The organism is Paenibacillus sp. RRE4 (assembly GCF_031844205.1).
Classification (GTDB): domain Bacteria; phylum Bacillota; class Bacilli; order Paenibacillales; family Paenibacillaceae; genus Paenibacillus; species Paenibacillus xylanexedens_B.
Genome location: NZ_JAUZUT010000001.1, coordinates 1,283,190 through 1,299,426, shown reverse-complemented (window position 1 = coordinate 1,299,426; position 16,237 = coordinate 1,283,190). Strand labels below are relative to the sequence as shown.

At 46.9% G+C, this 16,237-nt stretch carries 10 protein-coding genes; 1 reads left to right on the top strand and 9 read right to left on the bottom strand.

Features of this window, described 5'->3' with window-relative positions:
* Positions 1-6 precede the first annotated feature (6 nt).
* Positions 7-2,325, bottom strand: a complete 2,319-nt coding sequence (gene yicI, locus Q9R46_RS05965) for an alpha-xylosidase (RefSeq protein WP_311279298.1) — start codon at positions 2,323-2,325, stop codon at positions 7-9.
* Positions 2,326-2,494: 169 nt separating this feature from the next.
* On the opposite strand from yicI, the gene Q9R46_RS05960 reads away from it, so the two are divergent.
* Positions 2,495-3,430: a helix-turn-helix transcriptional regulator gene (locus tag Q9R46_RS05960; RefSeq protein ID WP_311279297.1), complete on the top strand. Its 936-nt coding sequence runs from the start codon at positions 2,495-2,497 to the stop codon at positions 3,428-3,430.
* A 144-nt stretch (positions 3,431-3,574) separates the two neighbouring features.
* Here the strand turns inward: Q9R46_RS05960 and Q9R46_RS05955 are convergent, their stop codons facing one another.
* The 8 genes from Q9R46_RS05955 to Q9R46_RS05920 all read right to left on the bottom strand — a co-directional run bounded on the left by Q9R46_RS05955 (position 3,575) and on the right by Q9R46_RS05920 (position 16,229).
* A complete protein-coding gene (locus tag Q9R46_RS05955; RefSeq protein ID WP_311279296.1) occupies positions 3,575-4,504 on the bottom strand; it encodes a hypothetical protein in 930 nt (309 codons plus the stop codon).
* A gap of 414 nt (positions 4,505-4,918) precedes the next feature.
* Positions 4,919-6,721, bottom strand: a complete 1,803-nt coding sequence (locus tag Q9R46_RS05950; protein WP_311280957.1) for an adenine deaminase — start codon at positions 6,719-6,721, stop codon at positions 4,919-4,921.
* A gap of 388 nt (positions 6,722-7,109) precedes the next feature.
* Entirely contained in the window at positions 7,110-9,485 is a 2,376-nt protein-coding gene (gene helD, locus Q9R46_RS05945; protein ID WP_311279295.1) for an RNA polymerase recycling motor HelD, read from the bottom strand.
* Between the two features lie 289 nt (positions 9,486-9,774).
* Positions 9,775-10,236 carry a pyridoxamine 5'-phosphate oxidase family protein gene (locus tag Q9R46_RS05940; RefSeq protein WP_311279294.1) on the bottom strand — a complete coding sequence of 154 codons (462 nt, stop codon included), beginning with the start codon at positions 10,234-10,236 and terminating at the stop codon, positions 9,775-9,777.
* 157 nt (positions 10,237-10,393) lie between these two features.
* On the bottom strand, positions 10,394-11,461 hold the full coding sequence (locus Q9R46_RS05935; protein ID WP_311279293.1) for an FUSC family protein: 1,068 nt from the start codon (positions 11,459-11,461) through the stop codon (positions 10,394-10,396).
* A gap of 319 nt (positions 11,462-11,780) precedes the next feature.
* Entirely contained in the window at positions 11,781-12,446 is a 666-nt protein-coding gene (locus Q9R46_RS05930; protein WP_311279292.1) for an HD domain-containing protein, read from the bottom strand.
* Positions 12,446-13,885 (bottom strand): NAD-dependent malic enzyme, encoded by a 1,440-nt coding sequence (locus Q9R46_RS05925; protein WP_145329571.1) that lies wholly within the window; start codon positions 13,883-13,885, stop codon positions 12,446-12,448. Before Q9R46_RS05925 ends, Q9R46_RS05930 begins: the two co-directional genes overlap by 1 nt.
* A gap of 271 nt (positions 13,886-14,156) precedes the next feature.
* A complete protein-coding gene (locus Q9R46_RS05920; protein ID WP_311279291.1) occupies positions 14,157-16,229 on the bottom strand; it encodes a beta-galactosidase in 2,073 nt (690 codons plus the stop codon).
* Positions 16,230-16,237 lie beyond the last annotated feature (8 nt).

Here is a 16,237-nt window from a genome sequence, read left to right as displayed (position 1 = left end):
AACATGTTACAGCTCGATTGTAAGTCTGCTTGCACCCGCTGATGCCGTTACGATGATGCCTTGCTCGCCAGCTTCTTGTGATCCGCCATCCACGCCGGATACGGAATCAATGCCCCGAAGCACGATTTTCCATGGCTTGCCTGCACCTTCAGCACGAACTTCCAGCTTCGAGCCGTTACGTGTGACGGTCACTTGCAATTCACGCTCAGCACTTTGATTTACAACGACCGCTTGTGCTGTCTGCCCGTCGGCAAGTTCAAATAAATGCAGCGATACGTTGTCCGCAAAATCATAATCTGGCTTACTGTCCACCGCGCCTACCGCAATCAGACTGTTAGGTTTGATCATCATTGGCAGTGTTTTGAAGTCATGATTTTCACTGATCCAGCGCCCACCTTGAACTTTTACCCCTGTCAGATAATTGGTCCATGTCCCTTCTGGCAGATAATAACGAACGAAACCTTCTTTGTTGAAGATCGGTGCGACCAGGATAGAATCTCCGAACATGTACTGTAAGTCAAGTGTCGCACAAGTCGGATCTTCTGGATATTCCAGCACCATCGCCCGCATCATTGGCAATCCCTGTACAGAGGACTCTACCGCGGAATTAAACAGGTACGGCATCAAACTGAGCTTCAGCTTCGTAAAATCACGTACTACATCAACAGCCTCTTCATCGAACAACCAAGGCACACGATACGATTCGTTTCCGTGCAGACGGCTGTGGGAAGAAAGTAATCCGAACTGAACCCAGCGTTTGTATACGTCCGGCTCGGCAGTCGCTTCAAAACCGCTGATGTCATGGCTCCAGAAGCCAAACCCGGAAAGACCGAGCGACAATCCGCCGCGCAGTGATTCTGCCATGGACGAATAGTTGGACGAGCAATCGCCACCCCAGTGTACAGGGAATTGTTGCCCCCCTACGGTTGCCGAGCGGGCAAACAGAGCTGCTTCATTTTTACCTAAGTTTTCTTCAAGCACATCAAATACCGCTTTGTTGTACAGGAAGGTGTAGTAGTTGTGCATTTTCACCGGATCGGAACCGTCATAATACACAACATCGGTCGGAATTCTTTCGCCAAAGTCGGTCTTGAAGCAGTCCACGCCCTGGTCAATCAAACCTTTCAGCTTGTCTTTGTACCATGCAGTTGCCTCTGGGTTCGTGAAGTCCACAAGCCCCATGCCCGCCTGCCATTTATCCCACTGCCATACACTGCCATCCGCTGTCTTGACGAGATAACCTTTTTCCATGCCTTCATCGAACAGAATAGATTTCTCAGCAATATACGGGTTGATCCACGCACAGATTTTAAGTCCCTTGTCCTTCAACCGTCTCAACATGCCTTCCGGATCAGGGAACATATCTTTGTCCCATTCAAAATCACACCACTGATACTCCTTCATCCAGAAGCAGTCAAAGTGGAATACGGACAGTGGCAGATCACGCTCAGCCATGCCATCGACAAAATGATTAACGGTCGCTTCATCATAATCTGTAGTAAACGAAGTCGTCAGCCACAAACCAAATGTCCATGCCGGCGGAAGAGCCGGTTTGCCTGTGAGCTTGGTGTAGTTATCCAGTACCTCTTTCGGATTAGCGCCGCCGATTATGAAATATTCCAGCGTTTCGCCCTGCACGCTGAACTGTACTTTCGATACATTCTCGGAAGCGATCTCGTAGGATACCTTCTCAGGATGATTGACGAATACACCGTATCCTTTGTTCGACAGATAAAACGGAATGTTCTTGTAGGCCTGTTCGCTGCTTGTACCGCCATCCTCATTCCAGATATCCACGACCTGACCATTTTTCACAAACGGAGTGAATCGTTCACCAAGGCCATAGACATATTCCCCCACGCCCAGCTCCAGTTGTTCCCGGAAGAACGTACCTTCTGATGCTGACTCAATGTACGCCGGACCTCTCCAACCGCTGCCTGTCAGGCGTTTTTCATTATAATGGAAGCCGATATCCCAGCCTTTTGTTTTGTTCACGGTTACACGCAGGTTTCCGCTTTTCAGCTCTGCACCGTTCTCATCCTTCGCAATTTGCACATCGGTATTTAGCGTGTTCAGTGCAAACTCGGGGCCTGGATTAACTTTTCCCTTATGGTGGTTCAATTGCACACGAATAACATCAGGCATCGGGGAGCTGTAGGTTGCTTTAAGCAACGTTCCGTTCAGTGTATCGCCTTTGCGCTCGATGCGTTTCGTTGCTGCATATACAGTAAAGGAATCACCCTTTTGTACAATATCTCGAATATCCGCCGGATTTTGAACATGATATCCATCACGGATCTGCCAGTAGCCATCGGTAAATTTCATCTTGGATTACCCCCTTCGGTTATACTATAATGATATTGATATCAATGACGATTTTCTTCTTGTATTTTGATCGTTTATATAAGTATTTTGATATTTTTAACGTTATTCTGACCAATTCCTATAATAATTTGCAAACGATTACATCTATTTATATGCATAAGGAGGTTCCATGATGGAACGGGAACATTTACGCGAAGATCGAATCCACGGCAATGCCATGTATCCGGTCAGTGTGTACCCCGATATTCAGCAATTAAATGGGGACAGCATTCTCGATTGCCACTGGCATGATGAGATGGAGTTTACGATGGTGACGCAAGGCTCTGCTGTGTTTCAAATTGACATGAACCGGGTTGAGGTGAAGGCCGGAGAGGCTATTTTTATTCATCGAGGTGAGATTCATGCAGGATATCTGATGGGCGATGAGCCTTGTATATTTTCTTCCATTGTGTTTCATTCGGATCTGCTCGGTAGTCATACGTTTGATGCGGTGCAGGAGAAGTTTATCGGACCTATTTTGCTAAAAAGTATACAGCTCCCCTATCACATCACAGCTGATGAAGCTTGGGGTTCAGAAGTTCTGGCCTACCTGAAACGCATCTTCGCAGATCACTCGAGCGGGACAGACACCTGTGAGATATCCACGAAAGCCTATCTCTATCTCATGCTTGCTCGCATGTTTGAACAGCGGAAGGTACTTCCGCTCAAAAGCGCAGTTAACGGGGGCACACCGGATAAGATGGAGCGTCTAAAATTAGTGCTCAGCTACATTCACAAGCATTATCCTGAACCGTTGAAGCTGAAAGACCTGGCGGATGAAGCCAATATGAGCGAGGGACATTTCTGTCGTTTTTTCAAAAAGTTGGTGCAGAAGAGCCCTGTCGATTACATCAATTATTATCGGGTACAGCAAGCTTGCGTACAGCTGGAGAATACGGACCATAAGATTGTTGATATCGCTATGGATGTTGGATTCGAGCATTTGAGTTATTTCATTACTACCTTTAAGAAACACAAGAATACTACACCGTCTCAGTATCGTAAAATATTTTCCGAAAATATGACACTGGTGCCTGTTACGTTTACAGAAACTTTGCTGGTTTAACAAAGGAATGAATTACATCGGGCGGTTACCATTGATGAGTTTTTGATAGAATATACGTGTACAAGATCAACAAAAAGGTGCCTTCAGCACGTAAGCTGCAAGCACCTTTTATTTACGTTAAACTCTATTGTTTCGTGGCTTGCTCTACTTTCTTAACGTCTTCCATGAAGAATACTCATGTACAGAAAAACCATTAAAGGAAGTGTGGGCACTCGCCATCTTCTCCACCAGCTTCAACTGTTCCTCCATGTAGGCGTCTCCCTCTTCGTAAAAGGTAATAAAGTCGCCTTCCTTGCTTTGCTTCGTTTCCACCGCAATCGATATTTTCTTACCTACAGAAGCCGCATCGATAAGTTCGTCCTTTGCCACATTGTAGATGGCGGCAGCTGTATCCCGATAAGCCATAATCGTAATGGAATCAAATTTGCGGATCATCCAGCTACTCACAGCCATCGTTGAACCCGGAATTTTGTAATTGTCCAGCCAGAACGGCAGATCAGCGGCCACAGGCATCTTCATACGCGCAGCACGGTCTACAATATAATTCACATTTCCCTGCCACTGCGTAATCACGCTGGCTTGATTGATCTTCCACTGCGGATGCACATGAGGTTCAATGTCAAGATGAATACCTGCAAATTTCTCATTAGCCAGTGCCTGTGCCTGATAAGCTTCAATCCAGTCCATAAAGGAAGCTATCTGTTCCCTGCTTTCAGTCAGTCCCCAAGCCGAACGTCCGTCCATGATATCCACAGCGATATTTTGCCCCCGTGCAAGACGGATAAAGTTCTTATATTCAGGGATTTTAATATCCCGGTTCATCTGCAGATAGATCGTATTAATGTTGTTGGCCTTAGCAAAAGTTAAAATATCCTGCGCATTATTTCGGATTTGAGTCGTATCCCACACCCACGTCCCCCGCACAGGGCGATCCAGTTTGCCATGTATTGTGGCATAACTGTCTACCGGTTCTACCGAACCTACCGCATCAACTCGGGTAGAACAGGCTGTGCTTAAACACAGCACCAGACAACTCATCAGCAGAATAAAACGAAATTCTTTTTTGGTTTTCATATTTGTACACTCCCTTGAAGTTATGGCAGCTCTTACGTATAAATCCGGGTGAAAGGATGTCGTTTAGGATTCATTTTTTGCATCATTACGGAAATTCCATGAATTAAAACTGCTTTTATACGCAACATCACCTTTAAGACTCACGACGAAAGAATCATATAACTTATTTCGGGAATTCACAGTTCTGAATATATAGTTCAAAAGTCACAAAATTTAATGTTGTATGTAAAAAATCAGAATTTAAGTTACGACTTCAGTCTATATTCCCTTTTAACACTTCGATTCTGTAGACCTAGAAAGCGTTTTCTTCTCCAAAACAAAAAAAACCGCCCGAAGGCGGCGCGGCTTGCAAGGAAACATTGATATTTATTCACCGATAACTCTCATTTGATGCTTTACCTGTATTTTACCTGCTTAATCCGCATTCGGTTCATCAAACAAAGAGACCCGTTCAATTCCCTCTGCAGAGATGCGTACCAGCCCGATGTCAGACAAACGCAGTTCAGGAATAACGACCAGCGCAAGTAGCGATAACGTCATAAACGCATTGTTCAACGTACATCCTGCCGATTGCAGTGCTTCGCTGACTGCTGCCGATTGTTCCGCTACCACTTCGAAGGGTTCCACCGACATCAGACCGGCGATCCGGAGAGGAAACTCTGTCACACCCGCATCTGTTACTACAGCTACACCGCCCTGCATACGAATGACACGATTACCGGCTTCTGCCATAAGTGCATCGTCATTCCCGATGATCAACAGATTATGACTGTCATGAGCTACCGTCATGGCTATCGCTGCTGGCGAAGTGAACCCGATCCCACCGACCAGCGCCACTGCGCGATTTCCGGTTTGTTTATGGCGTTCCAGCACGGCAATTTTGCATACCTCACCTGCGGCAGGCAGAACCACCTTGCCACCTTGCACATTCACTTGCACATGCTTCTCCTTCGTTTCCACATGATTTTCCGTCACATGGATAATGCGTGCGCCTATAGTACCCTCGCCAATGGGTGCAGACAATTCCAAATCCTGTGGCTGGATGTTTGCTTCCAGCTTCACCGTATTGAGCGCTTCCTCAGGATAATTGAACGTATCCCACACGGCTGTCATTTTACCGTTCTCGGCGACGACTTGCCCGGCTGCAATCGTCATGCCAACACGGACATCCGCAAGGCGTCCGTTTAACAAAATAATATCGGCCATGTTACCCGGAATCACCGCTCCGATATCACGCGCCACGCCAAAACGTTCTGCCGTATTAATCGTAGCCATCTGGAATGCCGTAACGGGCTTCACGCCCTGGGAAATGGCTAGTCGAACGACAAAGTCCATGTGGCCCTCTTTCAGCAAAGATTCCGAGCTGCGATCATCCGTTACCAGCATCATTCGCCGTGTATCCAGTCCAAGCTCCGTGCATGCTTTAATCGTCTCCGCGACATCATGCCATGCAGAGCCCTGGCGCATCTTCGCATACATTCCCAGCCGCAAGCGCTCCACTACATCTTCTTTCGTAACACACTCATGATCTCCTGTTACACCGCTCGCCGCATAAACAGGTAGACGCCAGTCGTCCGAGGCCCAGGTAAAATGTCCGTCTGCCACTTTGCCAGCGCGTAGCGTCGCCTGAATCTCTCCAATCATGGTCTCATCCCCGTACACCACTCCCGGGAAGTTCATGACTTCACCGAGGCCAATCATATCCGGTCCCCATGAGAGTGCCTCAGCTACCTCTTTCGGCCCAATATAAGCTCCTGTAGTCTCCAGCCCTGGGTGAGTGGAAGGTACACATGAGGCTACTTGCATATAGGCTGCCATCGGTGTAGTACGTGCTTCATCGAGCATGAGCCGTAGTCCTTTAAGCCCAAGCACATTGGAAATTTCATGTGGATCGAAGAATCCGCCTGTCGTACCGGAAGGCAGGACAGCTCTTGCAAACTCGGATACTTTCATCTGAGTGCTCTCAATATGACAATGACCATCTAACAATCCGGGAGCAATATACTTCCCATGTGCTTCAATAATTCTGGTATGTTCTCCAATGGTATGACTTACATCTCTGCCAACATACGCAATTCGTGCCCCTTGTACAGCGACAGACATATCCGGCAAAATTTCTCCTGATATCACGTTTACCAACGTACCCCCCCGAATCACCAAAGTTGCCTTCATATCTCCTCGGGCTGTAGCGACCAGATCCGGTACACAATCGGCCATCAGCGGCCGCTCAAAAGCTGTTGTTTTCAAATTACCTGCCTCCTTCGTTAGATTACCTGTTCCGTTGCCTGTTCACAAATTTAAAGTATTTTGTACCTCATACAATGAATTTTTCCACTTCATCATGCAACGCTCGAAAAAAAATAGATTGTTACGATTATATGAGTCTGAGCTTCGTGTGTAAAGAAAAATTACATCTATTGAATACATGCACAAGGAGATTCACCTTATTTATCAATAACAACTAAGATATGTCTGTACATGTCACTATTGTTAGCAACTTTCTCTTCATAGCATACACAAAAAAAGGCCAACCAGAACATGTCTGACTGACCTCATCTTGCAAGAGTATTCACCGCAATATATCGCTCGGAGATTAGTGCTCTTTTTACTCCACACGAGTTGCAGGGATATCTTTCAGCTCGTACCACGCTTCTGACTGTGAAGTGATGAATGGACTTGGTTTCCCTAAGGAGTATACATGCAGTAAATGCATCGCCCGGGTACAGGCGGTATAGAACAGCTTACGTTCCTGCTCACGGGTATAGGCATCAGCGGAGCCATTATAGATTAAGACTGCGTCAAACTCCACACCTTTCGCCAAATAAGCAGGGATCACGTGAACGCCATGTTCAAAAGCCAACGTTGTTTTTTTGATCAGCTTAGGCACAGTATTCAGCTTTTGACTTAGTAAGGCGTGAACTTCCTGGCTCTCTTCTGCCGTCTTGCAGATGACCGCTACGGATTCATATCCCTCCTGCATCAGATGATGCAGATCTGCCGTAATTTGCTCCATATGCTGCTTTGGATCAGAGGTCACGATGACTTTAGGTTTCTCTCCATTTCGGTTAAACGGGATGATCTCCTCCCCACCAGGAACCATGCCACGCGTAAATTCCACAATCTCCATCGTAGAGCGGTAACTGCGCGTCAGCACAATAACTTCTGTGTTCTCTGGCCCGTATAAGTCACTTAATGGTCCAGTGCCGCTGAGTACGGATGAATGGGCATAAATAGCCTGGTTAAAGTCACCCAGTGCCGTAATTTTCGCGTGTGGAAACAGTCTCTTCATAAAAGCAAGCTGGAAGGCTGAATAATCCTGAGCTTCATCAATAATGACATGGCGAATGTTCGAATTAATATGGAATCCCAGCAACAGTTCGCGCAAATACAGGTACGGCGTAATGTCCTCATAAGCCAACTCCTGGATCTTTAATCTGCGTAACGTCATGGTCGAGATTTCTTCCCAGTGGGCAGGCAAAGACTCCCTGTCAAGCAGACGAACCATCTGTGCCTGGTCTTCGAACAGGTTTGCATACAACTGACGGACATCCACAAAACGCAGTGATTTGATCCATTTGCGCAAAGGCTTCAATCGGTCACTGACCACCATTCTCGCCAGAATCTCTCTTTCCTGCTGAAAATCATCAAATGTATGGGATTTGCCTTTTTGTTTACGTTTCAAGCGTTGATATGCGCGCTGTAAATCTTCCGGTTCCATCAGATCAAGTTGCTGATCAACCCAAGGTGCATTTAGTTCGCCTTTACCAAACGTCGAGAGTTCCTTCAGCAACCAATCCCTCAATAGTTCCAGCCGGCTAACTAACTTGACAGATGAACCGAAGCTGTAAAATTTCGCTGCCATCGCTTCCGCATCGACAATCGCCTTGCCCTGAAAACGAACCGGCTTGAATTTCATGCCTCCGGTTAACATGCTTTCTTTATAACGTGTAATGACTTTCAAAAATGATGCAGAGGACTTGAACCGTATGCTGGACATTCGTGCATCGTAACCAGGCTCCTCCGTTCCTGTAAGCACATATTCCAGCTGGATAAATGGATCTTCAAGCTGATATTCCCGTCCCAAACGGCGCTCCAAATACTCCTGAAACGTCGTCTGCAACATATTCTCTTCCCCAAGCTCTGGAAGTACCGTAGATACATAACTGTTAAACATCGGATTTGGTGAAAAAAGAACCATCTGATCCGCTTGCAGATGCTCGCGGTATTTATAGAGAAGATAAGCGACTCTTTGGAGAGCGGCAGAGGTTTTGCCGCTTCCTGCTGCGCCCTGAACAATCAGCATACGTGTCCGGTCATTACGAATGATCCGGTTCTGTTCTTTCTGGATCGTTGCCACAATGCTCTTCATCTGTGCATCAGACGTTCGGCTGAGCACAGCTTGAAGCAATTGATCTCCGATCGTTACCCCTGTATCAAACATGAAACGAATACGCCCATCCCGAATAACAAATTGACGTTTCATTTCAATTTCTCCACTAATCTCGCCGCTTGGGGTACGGTAAGAGATCGGTCCAGGTGCACCATCGTAATACAGGTTGGAGATCGGTGCACGCCAGTCATAGATCAGGAAGGACTCCTCCTTCTCATCCAGCAGGGATGCAATGCCCAGATAGATACGTTCCGAGTCCGGGTATCCATCCTCCTTGAAATCAATCCGTCCGAAATAAGGCGAATGATGCAGTCGTTTCATTTTATCCAAAGCCGCAGCTGTATTCAGATGACTTCGTTCACGATCGGACAAAACCTGCGATTGTTGCCGCATACTCGTTGACGTCTCCCCGACATCGTCGGCTTCACTAAAGTTCATCGTCACTTCATCCCAGAAGTCCTTACGCATCCCGACTACTTCGTCACGGAAGGACCCGACCTCTTCTTCCAATGTAACGATTTTGCGCTCAATCTGATCAGTTACGGTATTCACCCGCTCCTGTTCCTGGCTCCACTGTTGCTCATTACTCATATGTTATGCGCCTCTCTTTCCCCGGATTGTGTCTTCGAATATCCATTTGACAAGCCCGAAAAGGCAATGGTATAATTATTAGAAAGTAAACATTTTAATTTTATGTTAATTAATTCTAATTTTCTGAAAACCATTTTATATTGTACCAGTGACAACGTCCCGATGCAAGCGGAGACGTTTTTTGTTATTTTCGCTTGTGTGTTCTTTGCGTTATGTGATTTAATCCGGGAGTTTTACCTCGTCACACATTATTACCCACATATAGTATTACTCACATGCGCATTTCCCTCTAAATTCTCAAGTCATCGATAGTTGAAGTCCAGCGTGCCAATGCCCCCGTTTGATCTTTTAGTTGAAACGTAATCCCTGACGTGATTTCTGCATAGGGTGCCTGATCGATCCGTATATGAAGAATGTTACACTCATACCGATCTCGCGGGTGAGTCGTGTCCACGAGTTCAGGAAGTAAACGGACTTCAAGGCGAACATGCAATATACGCTGTCCATGCACTGCAATTAACGTAGCCTTACCCGTTTCCATCATGTTCATACTCGTTTGTGTCCCTTGCCAGAGCGCCAAGCGAAGGCAACCGGGGCTTATAGCGATAACTTCTCCCATGCTGATCATCGCCAGATGCGGCCACTGTCCGCCAGTTACGGTTAGTAACTGCATCGCTTCATGCTGTTTGCTTTCCAGATCGCTTCCGCCCAACCATTCCAAGAGCTCTGCATCTAACTGCTTGATCTCCATTTCTATCCCTCAGTTCATTCATAATGGTTATCATCTGTTGCCATTAATTCCTATCGATTCTCTTTGATTCACGGCACTAACATTCACCGATAGACCAAACAACCCGGACGCTTCTGTCCGGGCTTTATATTGCCTATATTGTATCTTATTTTGGCATCTAAGGCCATTTCAGCCAGTTTAACATGTGGTCAGGTGATTCTTTGTCTTCGTTTGAAGTGTGCACATGATCTGCCAGCCGGTTTAACCGTTCGAGCTGATATCCGTAATCGTATATAGCCGCGGCCACGATGGATAACCTTAACATGCCTTCCTTATCGACATCAAACTGCGTAATGGCCTGTTCCATAAAATGATCATTCTCGTTTACAAATTGTGCGGCCTCTTCACCATTTGGTTTGAGTTTGTCTTCGAATTTGAGCAAGGCATGCTCATGGAATTTAATCACCCGTTCGAGATGGGTATCAAAAAACAGATCCATTTCCGGTGTTCGCTGTGCCTGAAAGTAGTGACGTTCTACCGAATCCAGTACATCGTATCCTTTTTGCAAACTTAACAGCATTTGTTTATATACAACCATCTGGCGGGTCTCGCTGAATTTGGCACGTTTCATCTTCTTCTGCTCTTCTTCGAACAGATGATACTTGTCAGATAAAGACTTGATCGATCCGCCCAGATTGCTTTTCTCTTCCCGGAAAACAACCTCTTTAATCTCATCGGAAATCGATGTACGAAGTAGCAGTGACATGCCGTTAAACACACTCTGTATCTGCTTCACAAACTGCACCTTCGGTTTAGGAGGAAACACCGAGATATTAATCAGAAAGGCGGATATGATGCCCACAAGCGTTAGCAAGAAGCGATTCAGCGCAAAGTGCCAATCTCCTGAGGCTTCCATAATCGATACCACCGTGACCAGTGTCAGCCCCACCGTTTCACCCATATTTAATTTAAGACAGATCATAATAACCAGCACAATAATTAAACCCACGGCAATGGGCTCGTTCGACAGCACCATCCCTCCCAGTAAGGCTACAATTGCACCCAGCGTGGTCGTCTGCAACTGATCCAGAAAATACTTCCACGAACGATAGATGGAAGGCTGCATGGCAAATATCGCCGCGATCGCGGCAGGCACGGGAGATTGCGGATTCAGAAACAGACTGCTCAGATATAAAGCCAGCGTGACCGCTATACCTGTCTTAAGTACTCGTGCTCCGAATGACACGGCATCTCCCTCCCTTTACCCGACCTGTTTGTTTACGTTTGATGATGATCATTTTCATTATTACCCCATATTTCTTATTTTGCCCGAATGAGTTCAGGAGAACGATTTATTGTACCATGAGAGGTTATGCCTTTGCATCTTCATCCTCCGAAGTCTTAGACATATTTTTAAATAAGTAAAATATTTATACCGCCACTACGAAGACAGAAGAACCATTCTTCCCGTTGCTGTTGTCCTAAACTTCATTTATGTAGGGAATTAATCTAAGAAAGAAAGTCACCACGTAGCCTTTAAAGACTTATGGTGACCTTCTATACGTTTATGCGTCCGTGCCTTCCCATTCCTGCTTGAACTGCTCCACAAACTGCACCATATACTCATGACGTTGCTGCGCAAGTTCCTTGCCGTAGGACGTATTCATCAGATCTTTAAGCTTGAATAACTTTTCATAAAAATGATTAATCGTTGTGCTGCGCCCATTGCGATATTGCTCACGGGTCATCTGTTCCCGCGGCGGTAAAGCTGGATCATACATTTCACGCCCACGGGCTCCGGAAAAGGCAAACGTACGGGCAATGCCAATCGCCCCCAGCGCATCAAGCCGATCTGCGTCCTGCACCACTTGTGCTTCCAGCGAACTGACTGAAGCACCTTTACCACCCGCATAGGATATCGTACTGATAATGTTCACTACCAATTCGCGTGTGGAAGACTCCAGTGGCTGGTTATCCAGCCAAGTGTGTAGCTTTGCCATACCGGCTTCCAAGCTGTCGTTGAGCTTCTCGTCGGGTACATCATGTAATAGTGCAGCCAGCTCACATACAAATGGATCTGCACCCGTGTGTCGAGCTAGCCTAGTAGCTAGCTTAGTCACACGCTCAATATGTGACCAGTCATGTCCATCTGAATGCTTGGAAGCCTCTTCTTGCACAAAGGCACGAGCCGCATGTAGCACGGCTTCTTTATTGGTTGATTCGGAAGTCATCAGGATTCTCCACCTTCACGCGCCTGCTCACGCGGTACACGTCTAGCCACACCTGTTCGGATTGCCGCCTCAATGACACGACTGCGCATGGATTTAACAACTTTATCGTTAAATACACTCGGGATAATGTAATAACGTGTACGCTCTTCATCCGAGATGGAAGAGGCAATCGCCTGGGCAGCAGCCAGTTTCATCTCTTCGTTAATTTCCGTTGCCCGGCAATCGAGAACAGCTCTGAACATCCCTGGGAAACAAAGCACGTTATTGATCTGGTTCGGATAATCCGAACGTCCTGTCGCCATGACTGCAACAATATCTTCCACTAGAGCAGGCATGATCTCGGGTACAGGGTTAGCCATCGCAAATACAATGGGATTGTCTGCCATCGTCTGTACGTCCTCACGCGTCAACAGATTGCCGCGCGATAAACCAATGAATACATCAGCATCTCGTATAACTTCACGCAGGGAACCTGTCTCTAGATCAGGATTAGTACGTGCCGCATATTCGGTCCATACCTCATTCTCATACGTATTCGTGCGCACGATGGCCCCGTCGCGATCCACACCGATCAGTCGCTTCGCACCTGCAGACAACAAAATATTGCTGCAAGCTACACCCGCTGCTCCAATGCCGCACACGACAATTTTCACATCTTCAATAGACTTGCCAACCAGTTTAAGCGCATTGATCAGACCTGCGTACAATACAACCGCTGTACCGTGCTGATCATCATGAAATACCGGAATATCGAGTTCTTCATTTAACCGACGTTCGATCTCAAAACAGCGCGGAGAAGAAATATCCTCCAGATTAATGCCGCCAAATGCAGGTGATATCGCTTTCACGGTGCGAATGATCTCTTCGGTATCTTGTGTATCCAGACAGATCGGGAACGCATCCACGCCTGCAAATTGTTTGAACAACATCGCCTTACCTTCCATTACAGGCATTGCCGCACGCGGACCAATATTACCGAGTCCAAGTACTGCACTACCATCGGAGACTACCGCTACAGTATTCCGTTTAATCGTTAAGGAAAAAGCTTTGCCCGGCTCCTCTGATATAGCCGAACATACCCGAGCCACATCCGGTGTGTACACACGGGATAGATCTTCCCTGTTGTGAATCGGTGTCTTCGGTGTAACTTCAATTTTTCCGCCTAGATGCAACAGGAATGTACGATCCGATACGTTAACGATGGACACGCCTTGCAGCTGGCGTACCGCTTCTATAATTTTGCTGTTATCCTGTGAATCGGTGACCGCAACAGTCAAGTCGCGCACACTGACATCCTGATTGGTCGAAATGACGTCAATGGCAATGATGTCTCCCCCAGCTTCCGAGATGGCCGAGGCCACTTCGCCAAACTTGATATCTTTCGTTGTCATTTCCAGCCGTATAATAATGCTGTTGCCGTCCAGATTTCTCTGATTCATTTCAATTCCTCCCAGACAATGAAAGTCTTAAGTTGACAAGTTACGTATTTGTCTTCGCTACGTGGACACGATTATCCTTTATCTTGTCCAAAAAAAGCCCTCAAGTCCCACAGATGACAAAATAAAATGGATTGCCCTGGTACCTGTTAAAGGTCCAAGACAATCCAGTTAATGTCTCTCTGTGTGTAACATTCGTTCGTTTATCGGAATGCATACCTAAGGCTCATATTTCCGATGAACTCCATTCCCCTATTCATATCTCTCGTTACTCTTACTTGCGATTCGCCGCTCTGCGTAATACACGAATGTCGTAAGGCTGTAAGTCCAGACTCGCTTCAACCGCTTCTCCACTAAGTACATCGGTATAAGGCAGACTGTCCAACTGAACCTGTTTCTCGTGCTCGGTGTAGTTCTGAACAAACACATAATCGGAATTACCGTCGGTACGTACATGTGCAGTAGTCCCTGCAGCCAAGTCCGATTTCAGTCCACGCTCCAGATCCAAATCTGCAATCAGCTTGCCGTAAAAATCATCATAGAACGGCGCCTTCATCCGTGCCGCCATATAGTAAGCTTTTCCTGAACCAAGCTCGTTCACCGTCAAAGCTGGTCGTCCTGCGTAGAAATCCGAACGATACACCGCAAGAGATTTTGCACCTTCCAGGTGAATGAGGTCACAGAGCTCGATTGCATCATACTCCGAAGTGAGTCCCAATTCATTACCCTGCGCTGGAATAATTCCATTGAGTTCACGATCATGCAATCCGTCGATCTCTTCTGACCAGATGCCAAGCGTTTTACGAAGCGGACCAGGGAATCCACCCAGGAAACATAGATCATTCTCGTTCACAATGCCAGACCAGTAGGTTGCCACAAATGTACCGCCCTGTTCTACAAACTTCTCGATCCGTTCGCCTACTCCTTCACGAACGAGGTAAAGCATCGGCGCCACGAGCACTTTGTACTTGGATAGATCAGCTTCCATATCAATGACATCAACCGCTACACCCTTTTTCCAGAACGCTTCGTAGTGAGCTTCTACTGTCTGCTCATATTTCACGCCGATGTTACGTGGACCTTGGGAGTCGTTCACAGCCCAGCGGTTCTCCCAATCAAAGATAATCGCCACTTCAGCAGGAACCGTGGTTCCTACAATATCCTCCATACTTTGCAACGCTGTACCTACGTCGGTCACATCCTGAAATACACGGGTGTGCTCTGTACCTACATGGTCTACTACCGCACCGTGTAACTTCTCGCTTGATCCACGGCTTTTTCTCCACTGGAAGTACTGAACACTATCTGATCCATGGGCTACCGCCTGCAAGGAGGACAACAGATGCATGCCTGGACGTTTCAACTTGCTTACATCCTGCCAGTTCGTAGAACTAGGTGTGCTCTCCATGAGCAGGAAAGGCTGACCGCCTTTAATGGAACGTACAATATCATGCATCATCGCAATTCGCGAAGCCTGTTTCGCATCGTCCTCTGCATCATGCCATGTCGGATAACTGTCCCAAGAGAGAAAATCAAGAATATCCGCGAACTTCCAATAGTTTAAACCGCCGTAAAACTCCATCAGATTCGTCGTTACCGGCAGATTTGGATTTTTTGCCTTGAGTGGCTTCGTTTCATGAACGATGAAATCCGCTGTCTGATCCGTCACGAAACGGCGCCAGTCCAGATTCATCGCATGAACCTGAGTTTCGCCGTGTGGTGCCGGAGATTCGACTTGACTCCAATCCGTCACCGTGTGACTCCAGAACGTTGTCCACCAAGAGTGATTTAACTCATCCAATGTCTTGTACTTGTTTTGAACCCAGGCGCGGAAGGCTTCCTGACAGTAGTCACAGTGACAATCCCCACCAAATTCATTCGAAATATGCCAGCCGATAACAGCCGGGTGATCCGAGTAGCGTTCCGCCAGCTTACTGTTCATCGCCGTTACTTTTTCCCGGTACACCGGAGAGGTATAACAGTGGTTATGACGGAACCCATGCAGATTACGAACCCGATTTTCCGAGACACGCAACACTTCAGGATATTTTGCCGACATCCATGCAGGTCTAGCACCGCTTGGTGTTGCAAGGAACGCATAAATACCGTTCGCTGCAAAACGGTCCAGCACCTGATCCAGCCATTCAAACGTATACACGCCTTCTTCCGGCTCTAGGGATACCCAGGAGAAAATACCGATGGACATGACATTACACTTCGCCAGTTTCATCAAACGAATGTCCTCTTCCAGCACCTCTGGATAACGAAGCCACTGCTCCGGGTTATAGTCAGCACCATGCAGCATATGCGGGGCTTTGGAACTTACGGGTGGAAATTTGTACGTCATTTATGAAA

What these genes read in the sequence shown, in the direction of transcription:
- yicI (WP_311279298.1), bottom strand. Translation starts at nt 2,325, where the DNA reads ATGAAATTTACCGATGGCTACTGGCAGATCCGTGATGGATATCATGTT.
- Q9R46_RS05960 (WP_311279297.1), top strand. Translation starts at nt 2,495, where the DNA reads ATGATGGAACGGGAACATTTACGCGAAGATCGAATCCACGGCAATGCC.
- Q9R46_RS05955 (WP_311279296.1), bottom strand. Translation starts at nt 4,504, where the DNA reads ATGAAAACCAAAAAAGAATTTCGTTTTATTCTGCTGATGAGTTGTCTG.
- Q9R46_RS05950 (WP_311280957.1), bottom strand. Translation starts at nt 6,721, where the DNA reads ATGGCCGATTGTGTACCGGATCTGGTCGCTACAGCCCGAGGAGATATG.
- helD (WP_311279295.1), bottom strand. Translation starts at nt 9,485, where the DNA reads ATGAGTAATGAGCAACAGTGGAGCCAGGAACAGGAGCGGGTGAATACC.
- Q9R46_RS05940 (WP_311279294.1), bottom strand. Translation starts at nt 10,236, where the DNA reads ATGGAGATCAAGCAGTTAGATGCAGAGCTCTTGGAATGGTTGGGCGGA.
- Q9R46_RS05930 (WP_311279292.1), bottom strand. Translation starts at nt 12,446, where the DNA reads ATGACTTCCGAATCAACCAATAAAGAAGCCGTGCTACATGCGGCTCGT.
- Q9R46_RS05925 (WP_145329571.1), bottom strand. Translation starts at nt 13,885, where the DNA reads ATGAATCAGAGAAATCTGGACGGCAACAGCATTATTATACGGCTGGAA.
- Q9R46_RS05920 (WP_311279291.1), bottom strand. Translation starts at nt 16,229, where the DNA reads ATGACGTACAAATTTCCACCCGTAAGTTCCAAAGCCCCGCATATGCTG.